Source organism: Bacillus sp. R45 (assembly GCF_021729365.1).
Lineage (GTDB): Bacteria > Bacillota > Bacilli > Bacillales > Bacillaceae > Bacillus > Bacillus velezensis.
In genome coordinates this window covers 3,057,163-3,075,082 of the sequence record NZ_CP091421.1, presented here as the reverse complement: position 1 = coordinate 3,075,082, position 17,920 = coordinate 3,057,163, and the positions used below count along the sequence as shown (strand labels likewise).

The window sequence follows — 17,920 nt, the reverse complement described above, 5'->3', positions numbered from 1 at the left end:
CACAAAAATCCTCAAATCAACGGTTCAAATCATACTATTTGCAAATTCGGAAAAAAATAAAGGGTATATAGAATCAAAAAATATGAAAGATGTGCTCTTAGTCAACACGTTCTAAAGTCATATTTTTCGAAAGGATATTGATTTTTTGATAGGAATAAACTAAATTGTAAAAGTATAGAATAGTTAATTTATTTTGTAAGAAAAGGATGATAATATGATAGGTCAATTGAGCAATAAAAAAATATTTTTAAGTTCTTTTTTCATCATTTTGATCTGTTCATTACTCTTCCAATTCAGTATTTCCGATAAAGTTCTGCAGTCGTATTATTCTTCCGTCGGAGAAAGTACCTACGATATCGGGGAGAAAAGTGTTCGTACGATTGTCATGTTTCTGCAAGGGTTTATGATCTTCACAACTTTTGTGGAAATTCTGATAGGCGGATTTCTATTATTCGTTGCCGCTTTTATTCTCGGTACAAAAAAACCGAAAAAAATATATTTGCTTCTATATACACTGACTTCTTTAATCTCGGCATTTAAAATGTTGATTCTTTCAGTTGTTAACTACTTAACGGCTGATTCCTCGCTTATATATTCTGCCGGCGGCACCAGCTTGAGTCTGCAGCTGCTGGATCCATTTCTGCTCATATCAATTGCGGCTCTTTATGCTGCCGCAGGAAAACTGACCGATCTCAGTAAAGGCAAGAGAATCATTTTGACTGGATGTTTTGTTTTATTAAAACTCTTTACTATTTTCTTTAATTATTTTATGGCGGATAAAATTTAGCTCGGGAGAGAGTCAATTAAGCTGAATTTTATTATAAATTAAAAAAACAGAGCAGGGAGATGTTATGATGAACTTAGTAAAATCTAATAAAAAGTCTTTCATTTTGTTTGGCGCGGCTCTTGCTGCAGCAACATTGGTTTATGCACTATTATTAACGGGAACTGAATTAAACGTGGCGGCGGCTCATGCATTCTCAGCCAATGCTGAATTAGCTTCGACTCTGGGCATCTCTACAGCAGCAGCTAAAAAAGCAATTGATATTATTGATGCGGCATCAACAATTGCTTCTATCATTTCTCTCATCGGTATCGTTACAGGCGCAGGCGCGATTTCTTATGCAATCGTTGCAACAGCAAAAACAATGATTAAGAAATACGGCAAAAAATACGCAGCTGCTTGGTAAAATCGACCAATAAATAATTGCTCTTTTTGTACAAGCTGCAAAAAGAGCCTCTCTCCCAAATACATATGTAAGGATTGAAAGTATGATAGTCAAACAAATTGCGGCTCTTATCAAATATAATACCCTGTCATCGTTTCGAAAAAGAAAGGAAGATTGGGGCATTCCTCAACTCAACAGCAAACTGCTGTCTGCCATTATTATTTCTCTGTTATGTTTATATCTCGTTTTCCTGGGATGCGGTGTTGTATTCGGGACAAAACTGATTCAGCTGCCCCTCAGCGCATGGGGGCAATTTGTTTTAATCGCCGTTTCACTTGAGCAGCTTTTTTGGGCTGCCGGCTTCTTTAAAGAACATCACAATGCCTTTCTGCTGGATACGCGCAAGGTCATTCATCAATTAAAAAAGGTGCGTTTTTTACAGCTGTTTTCTGTTTTTGCCGGCCAGGCGATCAAAAAAACCATTTTCGTATGGTATCTTTTTGTTTTTCCGGTCTTTTTGTTTTTATCAAGCGCAGGCATGACCGGGTCTGCGGCGATCATCGTATTTTTCTTGGGCTTCGTTTATTTTCTTCTCAATTTATTTTTATCTATGCTGTTTTCTTATGTTGTTTATCTTCTTACAAATATATGGAGCAAATTGTTTTACTTGAAAATCCTGAAAGGCATTTTATTCAGCGTCAGCCTGCTGGTTCCGCTTGCAGTCGGGTATGCCGTTTATCTTCTCGTGTTTGGGGAGTATACCGCAAAGGATATTTCAAGCTTTACGGAGTCACCGGCTTTCCGGAACATCCTCATGAATACGCCGTATGTATGGTTAGCATTCCGCTCACATTCCGTACTCGTTTTCGCTGCGGTGTTTGCGGCCGCCGTCCTTTTAACGGCGGGGATGTTTAAACTGTGGTCGGCCACGCTGAAGAAAATGGACCTTATTCCTTATATGTTTTTGACAAACGCTGATTTTGCGCCAAAGCTGAAATTATATAGAAATAACAAAATATTTCATGCCGTTTTTCAAAAGGATCTGCTGTTTTTATCGAGAATTGACGGGTTTTTTATCAGGAACTTCGGCAGTATGCTGTATTTGTTCATGCTGTTTTTAGGTTTTTGTATTCCGCTTCTATCGCATCACTTTATCGGGTATTCGGCAGCCGCCATCGTGTCTGCGGCGGTTATTATTGCGAACTTTTCGTATCAGCTCGTCGGAGATGCGCTCAAAACAGTATTATCAGTTGACGGGGAAATAAAAAATCAGCATCTGTTTCACCGGAATATCAAACATGCGTGGCAGCTGGTGTTTCCGAAAGTATGTATTTATAATCTCGCCGCTCTTATCTATTCGTTCATCATCACCATTTTGATTACGGTGTTTTTTCCGTCTTCCGCGGCGCTGACGATTTACTTGTTTATTGTGTTTTTATGTTCGGGTTTTTTATACAGTCTTGTCCAGATTTCAAGCACCGCCCTGTATCCTAAGAAAAACTGGGAGCATCTGTACGAAATTGGAGAAGCGGGGAAAGCAAAGACGTATAACAACTTATACAGTTCTTTCATTTTCATTGTGTCGCTTCAAATCGCTGCGATCACGTCCTATTTTATCTATAAAAAGCCGGAACTTGAAACGATGCTTATTCATTCTGCATCAGGTATTTTTGTCCTGTTCACACTATTAAACTATGGAGTCATGTTTCTGTTTCTTCGCAGAATCAATATGGCGGAAAGGTTTGCGAACAATGATTAAATTAGTGAATATACAAAAAAACTATAGTGAAAAACAGGTATTGAAAGATATTTCGTTTGAGGTGAAAAAAGGCTCAATCTATGCTTTGCTGGGGACTAATGGAGTCGGGAAAACAACGACTTTGAAAATCATTTCGGGCCTGCTTAAACCGACTTCAGGCCGCGTCATGATTGACGGCAAGGAACTGGATTCAGAAGAGGGGGGGCAAATATCGGCTGATATCGGTTTTGTGCCCGACCATGCTTTTTTATATGATTACTTAACGGGAGTCGAATACTTGCGTTTTACAGCGGAAATGTTTCAAGTTCCGTCTCAGCGGACAAATGATTATATAAAGAATATGTTGGAGACGCTGAAGCTTTCTCAAGACGGAAATCAGCTGATTAAAACTTATTCACATGGAATGAAACAAAAATTATCAATTGCGGCAGCGCTCATTCATCAGCCAAAGATATTAATTCTTGACGAGCCGCTGACGGGCATTGATTTAATCAGCGGTAAAACGATACGGACGTTATTAAAGGAGTACGTCAAGCAGGGAAATACAGTCCTGTTATCGACTCACCTGCTGGAGCTGGCGCATTCGCTGTGCGATACGATCGGTATTATACATGAAGGCGTTTTTGCGGCGGAGTATCAGTCATCCGAGCATTCATTAGAAGAGATTGAAGAATTGGCTGAGCGTATCTATACATGATGAACCGCATGTTGCCGGCAATCAGAACGTCCGCCATTCCGTTAACCGCGTCAGTGCTGTTTTTTTCAGGCGGTGTGATCGCTGCGTTTTTTTCCGATCACTTTGTTTCATCAGCGTCTTACAACGGCTCGTCAGGCGCGGTTGAACTGCTGAAAAACAATGCAATCGCTTGTCTGTTTTTAGCCGCGGGTTTTTTTACCTTTGGGTTGACCTCAATCTTTTATTTATTCACCAACGGGTTTATTTTAAGCGGCTCTATTATAGAAAATCTGCATAGCGGGGTTCCTTTTTATCAGATTTTTTTACTGCTAATTCCTCATGGTATATTTGAAGTTCCTGCGTTATTATTAAGTGGCGCCATTGGTTTTAAGGGCGTTGAATTGGTCATCAGGCTGTGTTTTTCTAAGGAAAAAAAGATAATGGTTTCAATGTTCAGGCATATTGGAATATTGGTGCTGCTTATTATTTGTCTGCTGATCGCCGCTGCCGTTATTGAAGCTTACATCACACCAATTTTTAAGTAAAAGGGGCAGAAATCATATGAGAAGTAAATTATCATTAATCGGTGTGCCGATTGTTATGATTATCGGTTATATCATTTCTTTATCCTTTGAGTGGCTGTTTCCTGTTCTTACTTTTGGGGTGGCAGGACTATATCTCTTTATATTTGCTCCGGTGCAAAATAAATTCATTCGTTACATCTTTTTGTTTATTTTTGTGATTAATCTGTTAGCCAGTGCCGCTCTTTATTTCGGTATTTAATAAAAAAATGACATTCAATATGAATGTCATTTTTTTTATCTTCGAGCGGCTCTGCTGCGTGTTAAAATCTGTCGCCGTTGAAAATAGAGTTTTTTACGATTACATAGTCGACATTACGGATGGCTTCGAGTGTATTGCCGCCGGCGTAAGAGATGGAAGATTGCAGATCCTGCTCCATTTCAACCAGCGTGTCCCGCAAAGACCCTTTATGTTCGACATGCATTTTTTTGCCCTCGACGTTTTTCTTTTCGCCTTTTTGAAATTCAGAAGCGGAGCCGAAATATTCTTTGTACAGCTTTCCGTCGATTTCAATCGTTTGTCCCGGTGATTCTTCGTGGCCGGCGAATAATGATCCGATCATGACCATAGACGCGCCGAATCGGATGGACTTCGCGATATCGCCGTGCGTGCGGATGCCGCCGTCAGCAATGATCGGTTTGCTCGCCGCTTTTGCGCACCAGCGAAGCGCGGCTAATTGCCACCCGCCGGTTCCGAAGCCGGTTTTAATTTTTGTGATGCAGACTTTCCCGGGGCCGATTCCCACTTTTGTCGCGTCAGCGCCCGCGCGTTCCAGCTCTCTTACGGCTTCAGGCGTCCCGACATTCCCTGCAATGACAAAGCTTTCCGGGACTTGTTCTTTAATAAATTCAATCATGCTGATCACGGCATTGGAATGGCCGTGCGCGATATCAATGGTAATATAATCCGGCACCAGCTCCTGTTCTTTCAGCTCCCGGATGAATTCATAGTCATTTTCCTTCACGCCGACACTGATGGAAGAAATCAGTCCGCGCGCTTTCATATCCCGGACAAAAGCCAGACGTTTTTCCGGCTCGAAGCGGTGCATGATATAAAAATACCCGTTTTCCGCGAGCCAGGCCGCGATGTTTTCATCTATAATCGTCTGCATGTTGGCCGGTACGACCGGAAGTTTAAACGTGTGTCCGCCCAACGTAACTGATGTATCACATTCAGATCGGCTTTCAACAATGCATTTTGCAGGAATCAGCTGAATATCTTCGTAATCAAATACATTTTCCATATATAACACCCCTAAAAGCGAATAATATAATTAAATAAAATTAAAATGTTCGTCTTTTTATAATGTACTTTGTTTTGTCAGGAATGTCAAATGATTTCATGCTGCCTCATATGCGGTCAGCTTGTCATCCATTTGCAGTTTGGTTATCATAGTAGTATTGGTTGTTGTAAGACATTTGTTACGATAGATAGATTTGCAGAAGAAGGGAGGGGCCGGTATGGAACAAAAACAGCCCGGGCACAGTCCGAAAGCCCAGAAAATTCAGGACCGGATTATTTTAGGCACGATTTGGGTCGTGTCGGCGCTTGTCATTGCGCTCGTTGTCGGAACCGTCATGAATTATATTTGGATGTTTAAATAAAAAAGAGTCTGTGCCGGTATGACACAGACTCTTTTTTATATTATTTTTCAAACATGCTTGTAGAATGCAGTGGCTGGACGCGCGCTTTCGGGTCCATGTAAGCCTTCGCGTTGTTCACGGCTGTCGGAGCTTCGCCGAAACCGCTGGCGATCAGCTTGACTTTGCCTTCATATGTGCAGATATCTCCGGCGGCAAAGAAGCCTTCAATATTCGTTTCCATCGTGCTTTTGACGACGATGGAATTTTTCTCGATGTCAAGGCCCCAGTTTTTAATCGGGCCGAGAGAAGAAACAAAGCCGTAGTTTACGATCAGGTCATCAATTTCAATGATTTCTTTACGGTCGCCTTTCACTTCTTCAAGAACGAGCTGTTCGATCCGGTCTTCACCGACAAGTTCAGCGGGAACAAACGGTGTCAGCACGTTGACTTTAGAATTATGCAGGTTTTCGACACTGTGCTCATGCGCGCGGAATTTATCACGGCGGTGGATGATGCTGACTTCTTTGGCAATCGGCTCAAGCATGAGCGCCCAGTCAACAGCGGAATCGCCGCCGCCCAGAACGGCAACGCGTCTGCCTGCGAATTGATTGAGGTCGTCAATGAAGTAGTGCAGGTTTTTGCCTTCATATTGTTCCGCTGATTCCAGCTCAAGCTTTCTCGGCTTAAATGCGCCGTTTCCCGCGGTGATAATGACCGTTTTTGAATAATGCGTTTCTGAATTCGTGACAAGCTTAAACACACCGTCCGCCTGTTTTTCAACAGATTCAACGGCCTGCTCTAAGCAGATGGTCTGATCGAACTTTGCCATTTGCTCTTTTAAGTTGTTCACAAGTTCCTGGGCGCGGATTTTCGGGAATCCGGCTACATCATAAATATATTTTTCAGGGTACAGCGCGCTGAGCTGACCGCCAAGCTGAGGCAGGCTCTCGATGATTTTGACGCTCGCCTGTCTCATTCCCCCGTAAAAAGCGGTAAACAGGCCGACCGGGCCGCCGCCGATGACCGTAATATCATAAACCTTTGAATCCTCTTGCATACCAAATTGCCTCCTAATTGAAAATTGTTATTAATTATAACATACAATTTGAAAGGATGACGAGTGCCGAAAACCGCCCGGCCGCTTCATTCTTGAAAAAAATTGCGGCCGCCGCTAAGATGGGGACAAATTCCAATCTGTTTTTTTCCTGAATGTTTTCCGATTCTTCCGGATAGTATGGTGATATGCAGACATGTGCGGTTTTCTAAAAAATTTTATATTTCATTTCATAAAATCCCGCCAATAAGCTGAAGCTAATACAAATGTTGATTTGATTATGCGTCTAACAGCAAAAAAAAGAAGGTGGATGTGATGGCATTGAATAAACCCAAAATCGTGGTTTTAGGTGCAGGTTATGGTGGATTAATGACAGTAACAAGGCTTCCGAAGCATATCGGGGCAAATGACGCCGACATTACTTTGGTCAATAAACACAATTATCATTATGAAACGACATGGATGCATGAAGCGAGCGCAGGAACGCTGCATCATGACCGCTGCAGATATCAAATAAAAGATGTAATCAATGAATCACGGGTTAAATTTGTGCAGGATACCGTAAAAGCGATAGATGTGCAAAATAAAAAGGTGACGCTTTCACAAGGGGACATCCCTTATGATTATCTCGTCATCGGGCTTGGCGCCGTCCCTGAAACATTCGGGATTAAAGGTTTAAAAGAATTCGCTTTTCCGATCGCGAATATTAATACGTCGCGCCAGCTGAAAGACCATATTGAGCTCCAATTTGCGACATACAATACGGAGGCCGAAAAACGCCCTGACCGCTTAACCATCGTTGTCGGCGGAGCGGGCTTTACAGGAATTGAATTTCTCGGTGAACTTGCGAACCGCAAGCCGGAGTTATGCAGATATTATGATATAGATGAAAGTCTCGTCCGGATCGTCTGTGTCGAGGCCGCCCCGACGGTTTTGCCGGGATTTGATCCGGAGCTTGTCGATTACGCCGTTCAATACCTTGAGAGCAAAGGCGTTGAATTTAAAATCGGCACCGCGGTTCAAGAATGCCGCGCAGACGGTGTCACAGTCGGCAAGAAAGATGAAGAGCCGGAAGAAATCAAATCGCAGACCGTTGTCTGGGCCGCGGGTGTGCGCGGACATCCGATCGTGGAGGAAGCGGGTTTTGAAAATATGCGCGGCCGTGTCAAAGTCAACCCTGATCTTCGGGCGCCGGGACATGATGACGTTTTTATCCTCGGCGACAGCTCGCTCTTTATCAATGAAGAGACGGAACGGCCGTACCCGCCGACTGCTCAGATCGCGATGCAGCAAGGAGAAACGGTCGCCAAAAATCTGGGCGGTTTGATAAAAGGAGGCCAGCTTGAAGAGTTCAAGCCTGACATTAAAGGAACGGTCGCCTCCCTCGGTGAGCATAACGCCGTCGGAGTCGTATACGGCAGGAAGCTCAAAGGCACGCCGGCGTCCTTTATGAAAAAGGTCATTGATAACCGCTCGCTCTTTATGATCGGCGGGCTGGGTCTGACGCTGAAAAAAGGGAAGTTTAAATTCTTCTGAAAACCCGCAGCCGCGGGTTTTCTCTTCTTTTAAAAAAGAGCGCTATAAAAAGCATGTAAAAGAAAAAAATGAATGTTTCCGCTTACATGAGTTGTTATGTTACATATTCTGACTTGTTGCTTGACAAGTAAATATGATATATTATCAGAAAATTAAGAAAAAAGGGTGATCCGCATGAAAACGACAGCAAAAAGCACGGCGTCGTGTCCGTTCTGCTCAGGTAAAGGGTATTTTCAATTGCTTCTTGGCGGCTCCGAAACATGTCCCTCCTGCCAGGGAAGCGGCAAAGAGAGACGCTGATTTTTCCAGACGTTGACTTTTTTACCGCCCCCGAGGTACACTGAAAGTGCTGTAGGGGGTGGATGTTTGTGATTAGTTTGCCGGTTGTCCTGATCTCAATCGTACTATTTTTTGTACTGTTTTTCGGCATAGGCTTTCTGTTGAACATGCTGCTTAGAATGTCGTGGATTATGGCTGTTGTCTATCCGATTGTATGCCTTTTCATTATCAGCAATAAAAAGATGATCAGTTACGTGCAGGCGCCGGGGGAATCCTTTCAAAGCCTGTTTCAGCGCATCATGTCATTAGCGGTTGCGGATGTCGTGATTTTGGCGGGCGGACTGGCGGGAGCCATCATGTCAGGCATTGCCATAAAGGCGCTCAGAAAAAGAGGATATCAAATGTTTTAAACCGCTTTCTTATTCAAGAAAGCTTTTTTTGTGTCGCGGCGCTTTTGTATAGCACCTCACCGAGTTGGGAACAATGACTCGGAGGAGAGTGATTTCAGATTGACGATAATCAGACGCGTATTCATGATCGTGCTCTTTTTGGGCGCATGCCATGCGACATACTTTTCTATAACCGGTGTTGAAGCAAAGGATCTGACAAATTGGATGACGGAACATCGCGGCGCCGTTTTGAAAAACATCGGCACTCCGTTTCAATCCTTACAGAATCAGCCGGAAAAGAAGGCATCAGGCAGGGTAAAGCCGCTGGAAGAAGCTTTTGACTGGGAACGCTATCCGTCACAAAAAGTGACGGCCACCGGTTATACCGCCGGAGCGGAATCTACCGGAAAATCTCCGGGTCATCCGCAGTACGGAATTACATATTCAGGTGTGAAGGTCAAACGCGATTTATATTCAACTGTTGCGGCCGATCCGTCTGTTTTCCCGATCGGGACGATTCTGTTTATACCGAATTACGGTTACGGGGTTGTCGCCGATACCGGCTCAAAAATTAAAGGCAGCCGCCTTGACCTCTACTTTGACACCGTCAAGGACGTCTATAACAATTGGGGCAAAAAAACACTTGAGGTCTACATTATTAAAAAAGGGAACGGCACAGTGACCGAGGACGAACTTGTAAAGCTGAACGAAACAAAGTCGCTGCAAGTGTTCAGAAATCAATACAAAACGGTAAAAGAATAAAAACGCTTCAGCATCCGCTGAAGCGTTTTTACATAAAGAAATAATCTAAAATCAATGTCAGCACAATACCGGTGACGCCGCCGAAGAACACTTCAATCGGCTGATGGCCGAGCAGTTCTTTCAGTTTCTTCTGTTTTTCTTTCTCTTCCGCTTTCTGAAAGTCCTTCGCTTCGCTGACAAATCGATTAAAGTCGATGACCAGTTTATTAATGACTGTCGCCTGTTCACCCGCATGCCGCCTGACACCTGTAGCATCGAACATCGTAATGACGGCGAAAATCGCGGCGACTGCAAACAGGGGCGAGTCCAGTCCCTGTTCCAAAGCGATTCCGGTTGACAGCGCGGTGACGGCGGCGGAATGGGAGCTCGGCATGCCGCCGGTGCTCGTCACAAGAGACCAGTCAAGTTTTTTGGATACGATAAATTGAATAGGCACTTTTACAACTTGGGCAAAAATAATGGCGGCAAAACTCGCCAGTAAAGGAAAATTCATAAGTACATCCATATGCGACATCCTTTCTGTATCTGCTGATTCCGATCGTATCGAAAAACTGCAGAAAACGCCCTTAGTTTGGTAAAATAAAATCAATGAAAAATGTTTTTTCATTATACCACTTTACATAACAAATACCCACATAAGGAGTGTGTACTCATGTTTTATGCATCTGATCAACTGCGGCATCCCGAAACACTGGTCATCGGTCTTTTTCAAAAAAGCACGCTGAACGGATTTACGAAGGAATTGGATGATAAATTAGACGGTCATCTGACCCAGCTGTTAAAGGATGGTGATGTGTCCGCCAAACGCAATCGTGTATCAAAAGTATACCCTCCGGCTGCGACCGGTATGAAACGTATTTATTTTATCGGCCTGGGAAGAGAAGCGGATTATTCGTTTGAAGATACGAAAGAATGCTTTGCACGAGTATTTCAGCAGATTCATCAAGATAAAAAACAGGAAGTATCCGTGTTGCTCGATACATTCGTCTCCGGGGAAGTGCCTGCCGCCGATGCCGCTCATGCGCTTTCGGAAAGCTGTCTGCTTGCGGTTTATGAGGTGCAGGATTATAAACATAAATCGAATGAGCCGGATCAGGAACTGAAATCAGTCTGCGCCGTGACCGAAGAAGACCTGAGGGAAGTGCAGGCCGGCCTGAACGTCGGCGCGGCATACGGCCAAGGGACGAATTCAGCCCGCACGCTTGTGAATATGCCGGGTAATATGCTGACGGCCACTGATTTGGCGTCATATGCCGCTGAGCTTGCGGCAAAATACGATTTCGAGTGTGAAATTTTAGAAAAAGATGAAATGGAAGAGCTCGGCATGGGCGGGCTGCTTGCCGTTAACAAAGGCTCATCCGAACCGCCGAAAATGATCGTTCTGAAGTATCAGGGCAAAGATCAGTGGGAAGACGTCATCGGCCTGGTCGGTAAAGGAATTACCTTTGATACGGGCGGATATTCAATTAAGCCGAAAACCGGCATCGTCGGCATGAAAAGCGATATGGGAGGGGCCGCCTCGGTATTGGGCGCAATGGAAATTATCGGCGAACTCCGGCCTGAACAAAACGTGCTCGCCGTCATACCGTCTACGGACAACATGATTTCGTCCGATGCTATGAAGCCGGATGACGTCATCGTTTCGCTCAGCGGAAAAACCATTGAGATCCTGAACACCGATGCGGAAGGGCGTCTCGTGCTTGCCGACGGCATCACATACGCCAAGCAGCACGGAGCCTCTGTCCTTGTAGACGTGGCAACGTTAACGGGCGGTGTCATTGTCGCCTTAGGTAACGAAATGACGGGCGCCATGACCAATCACGCCGCGTTTTATGAACAGGTGGCGGAATCGGCGAAAGAATCCGGCGAGCCGATCTGGCAGCTTCCGATTACAGAAAAGGATAAAAAACGGGTGAGAAACAGTCAGATGGCTGATTTGAACAATTCTCCGGGAAGAGAAGGCCACGCGATTATGGCGGGGGCATTCCTTGGTGAATTCGCGGAAAACACGCCGTGGGTTCATCTCGATATTGCGGGAACCGCGACAGCGAATAAAGCGACATGCTTCGGCCCTGCCGGCGCAACAGGCGTCATGGCAAGGACGTTGGCTGTTTTGACTGAGCGGTTTACGCCCGAAAGATAACAGCATCCCGCTGCCTTGATGCAGCGGGTTTTTTGATTTCCAAAATCTTTAGTTGACTAAAGCGCGGAATGTATGTTAACTTTAATTATCTACTACATTATCAAACTAAAGGATTTTTGGAGGGACTCATCAATGAATGCTGTTGTTGTCGCAGTATTGCTTATGCTCGTCTTAAGCCTGCTGCGTGTCAATATTATTATAGCTTTAATGATCGGCGCGCTTGCCGGCGGGCTGACCGGCGGCTTAGGCCTCGGAGAGACGGTGAAGGCTTTTACGGACGGTCTCGGCGGAAATGCCACCGTCGCGGTCAGCTACGCGCTGCTCGGAGCATTTGCCGCGGCGCTGACGAAGACGGGGCTTCCCGATGCAATGGTGGAAGCGTCTGTCAAACTAATCGGAAAAAAGGAAGATTCGCGGAAAAAAGCACTGTCAAAAGTGTTAATCGTACTGGTTATTTTAATCATATCCTGTTTCTCGCAAAACGTGGTGCCCGTTCACATTGCGTTTATTCCGGTATTGATTCCGCCGCTTTTAAAAATATTTAACGAACTTGAAATAGACCGCAGGCTGATCGCGTGTGTGATGACATTCGGACTGACTGCGCCGTATATCGTTCTGCCTGTCGGATTCGGACAGATTTTCCAGGGGATGCTGAGAGATAATATGGCGTCAGCCGGTTTAAAGGTGCCGCTCAGTGATATTCCGTATGCTTTAATCATCCCGACGGCCGGGATGGTAGTCGGTTTAATTTTATCCGTCATCGTCTTCCGGAAACCGAAGAAATATGAGACGAAGGAGATTGCCGGACTGTCGTCTTCTCCTTATACGAAAAAAAGCATTGCCATCGCCCTGATCTCCATTGCCGTGTCGCTTGCCGTTCAGCTCTATCTGTCACAAGTGCTCGGAGTGGAAGGTATGATCATGGGCGCGCTTGCCGGCTTGTTTACGCTGTTTATCAGCGGAGTCATGAAGCGCAATGAAGCGGATAAGCTGATCACGGACGGCATGATTCTGATGGCTTTTATCGGGTTTGTCATGCTTGTTGCGGCCGGTTTTTCAAATGTATTGAACAAAACGGGCGATGTGGCTTCCTTGGTCAAAGCATCAACAGGCTTTATCGGTCACAGTCAATCATTAGGCGCGCTCTTGATGCTGGTGGTCGGTTTATTAATCACGATGGGAATCGGATCATCATTTGCAACCGTACCCGTCATTACGACCATATTTGTCCCGCTGTGCGCTCAGCTCGGATTCAGCCCGATGGCGACGATCGCCGTAATCGGAGCGGCCGCCGCGGTCGGTGATGCGGGTTCTCCTGCAAGTGACAGTACGCTCGGGCCGACGTCAGGCCTCAGCGCCGACGGACAGCACCACCACATTTGGGATACGTGCGTACCGACATTTATTTTCTATAACATTCCGCTTGTGATATTCGGCTGGATTGCCGCACTTGTTCTGTAAAAAAAGGCTCCCGGAAAGGGGAGCCTTTTTGTATGCTGAGAACATCTTACGCCGGATTTCTGCTGAACCCCGTCGCTTTATGAATAGACCTGTATACGGCAGGCGCGATAGATGCCAATAACAGTGCTAAAATGATATCTTTTATGAAAAACCATATCATGTAAAACCAGGCCATTCCGTAGCTGATCGGAGCATGAAGCCATAATTTCAGCGCAATATACGTATAGGTCGTGCCAATGATATAAATGACGGCGGTACCGATCAAAGAGGCCCATGCATAATGCAGGCGGCCGGGTTTTTTTGTTTTTTCCAGCAGCCATCCGGCTGCAAATGCCGCCGGGATGTAAGCGAGAATAAACCCGCCGCTCTTTCCGATAAACGGCGCAAAGCCTGCTGAGAATTGAGCGAAAACAGGCGCCCCCGCGAGTCCGGCCAATGCGTATACCGTCATGGCAATGGCTGCCCGTTTGGCGCCGAGAAGCATCGCGGCTAACAGACAAAAGAAAGGCTGCAGCGATAACGGAATTCCCGCAACTTGCAAAAAAGGAGCCATTGATGTAATGTTGGCGCCGACGGCCATCAGTGCGGCAAACATGCCGATAAGCGCCATATCGCCCGCGCGAAGGTTGCGTTGTTTCATTTGTTTTTCCCCCTTACACTTGTACCAGATTAGCGTAATCGAAGGGTGATTGATTGTCAACAAAGATTTACTAAAGGTTTACTAAATGGAGGGAGCCATATGTTTTTCGGGAAAACGAAACAAACAAAACAGTCGGAACGGATTCCGCCAAATCAAAATGTCACAACGAAGTTTCCCGTGCTTCACGCCGGAAATGTTCCTTATTATGAAGATATGTCAAAATGGAATCTGCAAGTGTACGGGCTTGTTGACCGTCCTATGCTGTTAAGCATTGAAGATATCAAAGCCTTTCCGGAAGCCGAAGTGAAAAATGATATTCATTGCGTCACGGGCTGGTCCCGTCTTGATAATATCTGGCAGGGAATACGCGCCAAAGACATCGCTGAGAAAGCGGGTGTGCACAAAGAAGCGGGATTCGTCATTCTGCACGCCGAAGAGGGCTGGACGGCCAACCTGCCGCTTTCTGATTTTACGCGGGAAACATCCCTGCTGGCATATGCGCATAACGGCGAGCCGTTAACGCCAGAGCACGGCTATCCGCTCAGAGGCGTTTTCCCCCATCTTTATTTCTGGAAAAGCGCAAAATGGCTGCGCGGCATTCAGTTTACAAAGGAAAACCACCCCGGCTTTTGGGAGAAAAACGGCTACCATATGAGGGGAGATCCATGGAAGAATGAGCGCTTTACATGGGATTAAGCCCCTATCCCTATATAGTTCTTAGGTACCTTATTAAAATAAGGTACTTTTTTTATATCAAAAATCCATTGACTTTGTTTGGCAAAAAACCTATTATTTGAGGTGTCTTTTGATATTGAAAATCATTATCAATAAGGATGGATAAAGCAATTGCCACAAAGGGGATGAACACATAATGGACGGAAAACAAATAAACCGGGGGTTCGCGCCGGCCGGCCGATACGCGGTTCCGGGCACAGAAGTAAAAGAAATGCGCTCAAAAGGAGGCCGTACGTATCGTATCTTTGTCTCTTTTCCTCAGGAAGAACCGCCTGCCTCCGGCTTCCCCGTCATCTACCTGCTTGATGCAAATTCCGTGTTCGGCACTATGGCCGAAGCTTTGCGGGTGCAAAGCCGGCGGCCTGAAAAAACAGGCGTTGTGCCGGCGGTGATTGTCGGAATCGGCTACCCGACAGATCAGCCGTTTTCCGCCGAACGGCACAGTGATTTTACGATGCCGCTATCTGAATCGGAACTGCCGGTGCATCCGCGCGGCGCGGCATGGCCCGAACAGGGAGGGGCGGAAGCGTTTCTGGAGTTTATAGAAGAAGAAGTAAAGCCCGCGATGGAGCGGGATTATCCGATCGACAGAGGCAGGCAGACGATTTTCGGCCATTCGCTGGGCGGTCTTTTTGTGCTGCAAGTGCTTTTGACGAGGCCGGACATGTTCCAGACCTATGTTGCGGGAAGTCCGTCAATTCATTGGAACAAGCGTTTTATTCAGGAAAACGCAGAACGTTTGTCAGACCGGCTCTCTGCGGAAAATCTTCAAGTCAGCGTATTGCTGGCTGCGGGAGAAATTGAAAAAACACATAAAAGCAGAATCCCGCAGCACGCAGAGGCGCTGTACTCTTTATTATCCGGATTTGAAGATGATGGAGTCCGTGCTGAATACAGCGAGTTTGAAGGAGAGGGCCATATTTCTGTCCTGCCCGTTTTAATCAGCAGAGCCCTGCGTTTCTGCCTGAATCCGGGAGGGCCGCATACCCCGTATTCTCCCGCATGAGAAAAAACAGGCCCTTCGAACTAAATGCGGCTGATTCTAATTTTCTAATTGACTGCGTGTTTTGATTTGGATATGATTGTCTTGAATCATAATTGATAATGATAATCATTATCAATGTAGAAAGGGAATGATAATATGGACGCATTGGGAATGAAAGGGAAAACGGCCGTTGTCACCGGCGCCGCTCAAGGCATCGGAGAAGCAACAGCGCTTGCCCTTGCTGAACAAGGCGTAAATGTGGCAGCTATAGATACAAATGAAGACCTGCTTCCCGGGCTAACTGACAGACTTCGGCAAAAAGGCGTGCAGGCGCAGGGGTTTGCCGCAGATGTATCTGACAGTGCGGCTGTCAATGATATCATCGCTGCCGTTGAACGTGACATGGGGCCTATTGAAATATTGGCGAACGTTGCGGGCGTGCTGCGGCCGGGTCCGGTGCAATCCCTCAGTGATGAAGATTGGGATCAAACATTTTCTGTTAATACGACCGGCGTATTTCATGTATCGCGGGCTGTCAGCCGGTACATGATGGAGCGGAAAAAAGGCGCCATCATAACGGTCGGTTCGAATGCAGCCGGCGTTCCGCGTGCTTCCATGGCAGCTTATGCGGCGTCGAAAGCGGCTGCCGCCATGTTTACGAAATGCCTCGGACTGGAGCTTGCGGCCTATCATATCCGCTGCAACATCGTATCTCCCGGTTCAACGGAAACCGACATGCAGCGGGCGCTGTGGCGGGATGAAAACGGAGCACAGGACGTTATCAGAGGTTCGCTTGATACATATAAAACGGGAATTCCGCTTCAAAAGCTGGCAAAGCCTTCTGATATTGCAAATGCCGTTTTGTTTCTGGCCTCTGAACAGGCAAGCCATATCACGATGCATGATTTATGCGTTGATGGCGGCGCTACTTTAGGCGTTTGATGTAACGAAAAGGAGGGACAAACATGACAAATCAACCTGTATTGACGGAAGTGGCTGCAAAAAAGGTGCTGGATACTTACAAGCCCGGGGCGTTCTTTTTAGCTTCCCCGAAAAGGACGATGCTTGCGGAAGGTTTGTTTGCAAAAGTGCCGGATGCAGACGCGGAGAATCAGCTGGATTCACTGCCTGAACGTGTGAGACAGACGCTTCTTGAGGCAAAGCAAGCCGGCATCAAACATCCGATTGCGGCCGGCGCCATTCCTTTTGACGGAAGAAAAGCTTCCCGGCTTTTTGTACCGAAGATTGTCCATACGGCAGGCCCGCTTTCGTTTGCGGAATCTTCCGCAGAAAAGCCGCAATCCAATACATATGACATCCGTCCCGTTCCGGAGCCTGAGGGCTTTATGAGCGGTGTGGAACAAGGCGTATTCAACATTACGGACGGTCCGCTCAGCAAAATCGTGCTGTCAAGGACGCTTCATCTGACCGCTGAAAAGGATATCGACATTCCTCAGGCCGTCAAGCATTTGGCGCAGCACAACCCGCGCGGCTATACATTCGCTGCGGATGTGACGGGAACGTCAGAAACAAGAAAAACGCTTTTCGGCGCAAGTCCTGAACTGCTGCTGTCCAAAAACGGAACATCGATTCTGTCCAATCCGCTGGCAGGTTCCAGACCTCGCAGCGCAGATCCCGCCGAGGATCAGAGAAGAGCGGAAGAACTGCTGCAATCAGCAAAAGATCTGCATGAACATGCCGTAGTCGTGGCCGCCGTGGCCGCCGCCCTAAAACCGTTCTGCCGTGTGCTTGATGTGCCGGAAAAACCGTCACTCATTAAAACTGAGGCGATGTGGCACCTGTCCACCGAGGTAAAGGGAGAGCTTAGTGATCCGTCAACGACATCGCTTGAGCTGGCCATCGCTCTTCATCCGACGCCCGCTGTATGCGGAACGCCGACGGATGCGGCGAGAGAAGCGATTCAGGAGATAGAGCCGTTTGACCGCAATTTCTACACGGGAATGGCGGGCTGGTGTGATGCTGAAGGTGACGGAGAATGGATTATCGCACTTCGCTGCGCCGAAGCGGAAACAAGGTCTCTCCGGCTCTTTGCGGGTGCCGGGATTGTCGCCGGATCAAAGCCGCAGGACGAACTGGACGAGACATCGGCGAAATTCCGCACCATGCTCCGGGCGATGGGGCTTTACCAAGATGAGTTGTAAAAAAG

The 17,920-nt window shown here is 46.5% G+C and carries 21 protein-coding genes; 17 read left to right on the top strand and 4 right to left on the bottom strand.

Annotated features, from left to right (window positions below):
- Positions 1-214 precede the first annotated feature (214 nt).
- The 6 genes from L3V45_RS15145 (at position 215) to L3V45_RS15120 (ending at position 4,387) form a co-directional block, all read left to right on the top strand.
- Positions 215-787 (top strand): hypothetical protein, encoded by a 573-nt coding sequence (locus tag L3V45_RS15145; protein ID WP_014305740.1) that lies wholly within the window; start codon positions 215-217, stop codon positions 785-787.
- Between the two features lie 67 nt (positions 788-854).
- Positions 855-1,190: an uberolysin/carnocyclin family circular bacteriocin gene (locus tag L3V45_RS15140; RefSeq protein ID WP_003151973.1), complete on the top strand. Its 336-nt coding sequence runs from the start codon at positions 855-857 to the stop codon at positions 1,188-1,190.
- 82 nt (positions 1,191-1,272) lie between these two features.
- The gene (locus tag L3V45_RS15135; protein WP_003151974.1) at positions 1,273-2,928 is read left to right on the top strand and encodes a hypothetical protein; all 1,656 of its coding nucleotides are present in this window, start codon (positions 1,273-1,275) and stop codon (positions 2,926-2,928) included.
- Positions 2,921-3,625 (top strand): ABC transporter ATP-binding protein, encoded by a 705-nt coding sequence (locus L3V45_RS15130; protein WP_003151975.1) that lies wholly within the window; start codon positions 2,921-2,923, stop codon positions 3,623-3,625. The genes L3V45_RS15135 and L3V45_RS15130 overlap by 8 nt, the downstream gene beginning before the upstream one ends.
- Positions 3,622-4,149: a stage II sporulation protein M gene (locus tag L3V45_RS15125; RefSeq protein WP_014305739.1), complete on the top strand. Its 528-nt coding sequence runs from the start codon at positions 3,622-3,624 to the stop codon at positions 4,147-4,149. Before L3V45_RS15130 ends, L3V45_RS15125 begins: the two co-directional genes overlap by 4 nt.
- 16 nt (positions 4,150-4,165) lie before the next feature.
- Positions 4,166-4,387, top strand: a complete 222-nt coding sequence (locus tag L3V45_RS15120) for a DUF5970 family protein (RefSeq protein WP_003151978.1) — start codon at positions 4,166-4,168, stop codon at positions 4,385-4,387.
- Between the two features lie 61 nt (positions 4,388-4,448).
- Here L3V45_RS15120 and guaC read toward each other — a convergent pair whose 3' ends face one another.
- Positions 4,449-5,429: a GMP reductase gene (gene guaC, locus L3V45_RS15115; RefSeq protein ID WP_213403572.1), complete on the bottom strand. Its 981-nt coding sequence runs from the start codon at positions 5,427-5,429 to the stop codon at positions 4,449-4,451.
- A 217-nt stretch (positions 5,430-5,646) separates the two neighbouring features.
- Here guaC and L3V45_RS15110 point away from each other — a divergent pair, with 217 nt between their 5' ends.
- Entirely contained in the window at positions 5,647-5,790 is a 144-nt protein-coding gene (locus L3V45_RS15110; RefSeq protein ID WP_003151982.1) for a hypothetical protein, read from the top strand.
- A 40-nt stretch (positions 5,791-5,830) separates the two neighbouring features.
- Here L3V45_RS15110 and yumC read toward each other — a convergent pair whose 3' ends face one another.
- On the bottom strand, positions 5,831-6,826 hold the full coding sequence (gene yumC / locus L3V45_RS15105; RefSeq protein WP_003151984.1) for a ferredoxin--NADP reductase 2: 996 nt from the start codon (positions 6,824-6,826) through the stop codon (positions 5,831-5,833).
- 312 nt (positions 6,827-7,138) lie between these two features.
- On the opposite strand from yumC, the gene L3V45_RS15100 reads away from it, so the two are divergent.
- The 4 genes from L3V45_RS15100 to L3V45_RS15085 all read left to right on the top strand — a co-directional run bounded on the left by L3V45_RS15100 (position 7,139) and on the right by L3V45_RS15085 (position 9,789).
- Positions 7,139-8,359, top strand: coding sequence for an NAD(P)/FAD-dependent oxidoreductase (locus L3V45_RS15100; protein WP_012118337.1), 1,221 nt, complete (start codon positions 7,139-7,141; stop codon positions 8,357-8,359).
- Between the two features lie 174 nt (positions 8,360-8,533).
- On the top strand, positions 8,534-8,659 hold the full coding sequence (locus L3V45_RS15095) for a YuiA family protein (RefSeq protein WP_109567682.1): 126 nt from the start codon (positions 8,534-8,536) through the stop codon (positions 8,657-8,659).
- 68 nt (positions 8,660-8,727) lie between these two features.
- Complete coding sequence (locus tag L3V45_RS15090; protein WP_003151989.1) at positions 8,728-9,048, top strand: YuiB family protein; 321 nt, start codon at positions 8,728-8,730, stop codon at positions 9,046-9,048.
- Positions 9,049-9,147: 99 nt separating this feature from the next.
- Complete coding sequence (locus tag L3V45_RS15085; RefSeq protein WP_003151990.1) at positions 9,148-9,789, top strand: 3D domain-containing protein; 642 nt, start codon at positions 9,148-9,150, stop codon at positions 9,787-9,789.
- Between the two features lie 28 nt (positions 9,790-9,817).
- Here L3V45_RS15085 and L3V45_RS15080 read toward each other — a convergent pair whose 3' ends face one another.
- Positions 9,818-10,294 carry a divergent PAP2 family protein gene (locus tag L3V45_RS15080; protein ID WP_003151991.1) on the bottom strand — a complete coding sequence of 159 codons (477 nt, stop codon included), beginning with the start codon at positions 10,292-10,294 and terminating at the stop codon, positions 9,818-9,820.
- A 147-nt stretch (positions 10,295-10,441) separates the two neighbouring features.
- Here L3V45_RS15080 and L3V45_RS15075 point away from each other — a divergent pair, with 147 nt between their 5' ends.
- Positions 10,442-11,932, top strand: a complete 1,491-nt coding sequence (locus L3V45_RS15075) for a leucyl aminopeptidase (RefSeq protein WP_003151992.1) — start codon at positions 10,442-10,444, stop codon at positions 11,930-11,932.
- Positions 11,933-12,064: 132 nt separating this feature from the next.
- Positions 12,065-13,393 (top strand): Na+/H+ antiporter NhaC family protein, encoded by a 1,329-nt coding sequence (locus tag L3V45_RS15070; RefSeq protein WP_003151993.1) that lies wholly within the window; start codon positions 12,065-12,067, stop codon positions 13,391-13,393.
- A gap of 46 nt (positions 13,394-13,439) precedes the next feature.
- Here L3V45_RS15070 and L3V45_RS15065 read toward each other — a convergent pair whose 3' ends face one another.
- On the bottom strand, positions 13,440-14,033 hold the full coding sequence (locus tag L3V45_RS15065; RefSeq protein ID WP_139886821.1) for a biotin transporter BioY: 594 nt from the start codon (positions 14,031-14,033) through the stop codon (positions 13,440-13,442).
- A 99-nt stretch (positions 14,034-14,132) separates the two neighbouring features.
- On the opposite strand from L3V45_RS15065, the gene L3V45_RS15060 reads away from it, so the two are divergent.
- The 4 genes from L3V45_RS15060 (at position 14,133) to dhbC (ending at position 17,915) form a co-directional block, all read left to right on the top strand.
- Positions 14,133-14,729, top strand: a complete 597-nt coding sequence (locus L3V45_RS15060; protein WP_234949455.1) for a sulfite oxidase-like oxidoreductase — start codon at positions 14,133-14,135, stop codon at positions 14,727-14,729.
- A gap of 175 nt (positions 14,730-14,904) precedes the next feature.
- Entirely contained in the window at positions 14,905-15,774 is an 870-nt protein-coding gene (locus L3V45_RS15055; RefSeq protein ID WP_025853914.1) for an alpha/beta hydrolase, read from the top strand.
- Positions 15,775-15,909: 135 nt separating this feature from the next.
- Positions 15,910-16,695, top strand: coding sequence for a 2,3-dihydro-2,3-dihydroxybenzoate dehydrogenase (locus L3V45_RS15050; protein ID WP_014305732.1), 786 nt, complete (start codon positions 15,910-15,912; stop codon positions 16,693-16,695).
- Positions 16,696-16,718: 23 nt separating this feature from the next.
- Positions 16,719-17,915, top strand: coding sequence for an isochorismate synthase DhbC (gene dhbC, locus L3V45_RS15045; RefSeq protein ID WP_234949454.1), 1,197 nt, complete (start codon positions 16,719-16,721; stop codon positions 17,913-17,915).
- Positions 17,916-17,920: the final 5 nt, after the last annotated feature.

Coding starts and splice junctions, on each gene's coding strand:
- L3V45_RS15145 (WP_014305740.1), top strand. CDS start 215: ATGATAGGTCAATTGAGCAATAAAAAAATATTTTTAAGTTCTTTTTTC.
- L3V45_RS15140 (WP_003151973.1), top strand. CDS start 855: ATGAACTTAGTAAAATCTAATAAAAAGTCTTTCATTTTGTTTGGCGCG.
- L3V45_RS15135 (WP_003151974.1), top strand. CDS start 1,273: ATGATAGTCAAACAAATTGCGGCTCTTATCAAATATAATACCCTGTCA.
- L3V45_RS15130 (WP_003151975.1), top strand. CDS start 2,921: ATGATTAAATTAGTGAATATACAAAAAAACTATAGTGAAAAACAGGTA.
- L3V45_RS15125 (WP_014305739.1), top strand. CDS start 3,622: ATGATGAACCGCATGTTGCCGGCAATCAGAACGTCCGCCATTCCGTTA.
- L3V45_RS15120 (WP_003151978.1), top strand. CDS start 4,166: ATGAGAAGTAAATTATCATTAATCGGTGTGCCGATTGTTATGATTATC.
- guaC (WP_213403572.1), bottom strand. CDS start 5,429: ATGGAAAATGTATTTGATTACGAAGATATTCAGCTGATTCCTGCAAAA.
- L3V45_RS15110 (WP_003151982.1), top strand. CDS start 5,647: ATGGAACAAAAACAGCCCGGGCACAGTCCGAAAGCCCAGAAAATTCAG.
- yumC (WP_003151984.1), bottom strand. CDS start 6,826: ATGCAAGAGGATTCAAAGGTTTATGATATTACGGTCATCGGCGGCGGC.
- L3V45_RS15100 (WP_012118337.1), top strand. CDS start 7,139: ATGGCATTGAATAAACCCAAAATCGTGGTTTTAGGTGCAGGTTATGGT.
- L3V45_RS15095 (WP_109567682.1), top strand. CDS start 8,534: ATGAAAACGACAGCAAAAAGCACGGCGTCGTGTCCGTTCTGCTCAGGT.
- L3V45_RS15080 (WP_003151991.1), bottom strand. CDS start 10,294: ATGGATGTACTTATGAATTTTCCTTTACTGGCGAGTTTTGCCGCCATT.
- L3V45_RS15075 (WP_003151992.1), top strand. CDS start 10,442: ATGTTTTATGCATCTGATCAACTGCGGCATCCCGAAACACTGGTCATC.
- L3V45_RS15070 (WP_003151993.1), top strand. CDS start 12,065: ATGAATGCTGTTGTTGTCGCAGTATTGCTTATGCTCGTCTTAAGCCTG.
- L3V45_RS15065 (WP_139886821.1), bottom strand. CDS start 14,033: ATGAAACAACGCAACCTTCGCGCGGGCGATATGGCGCTTATCGGCATG.
- L3V45_RS15060 (WP_234949455.1), top strand. CDS start 14,133: ATGTTTTTCGGGAAAACGAAACAAACAAAACAGTCGGAACGGATTCCG.
- L3V45_RS15055 (WP_025853914.1), top strand. CDS start 14,905: ATGGACGGAAAACAAATAAACCGGGGGTTCGCGCCGGCCGGCCGATAC.
- L3V45_RS15050 (WP_014305732.1), top strand. CDS start 15,910: ATGGACGCATTGGGAATGAAAGGGAAAACGGCCGTTGTCACCGGCGCC.
- dhbC (WP_234949454.1), top strand. CDS start 16,719: ATGACAAATCAACCTGTATTGACGGAAGTGGCTGCAAAAAAGGTGCTG.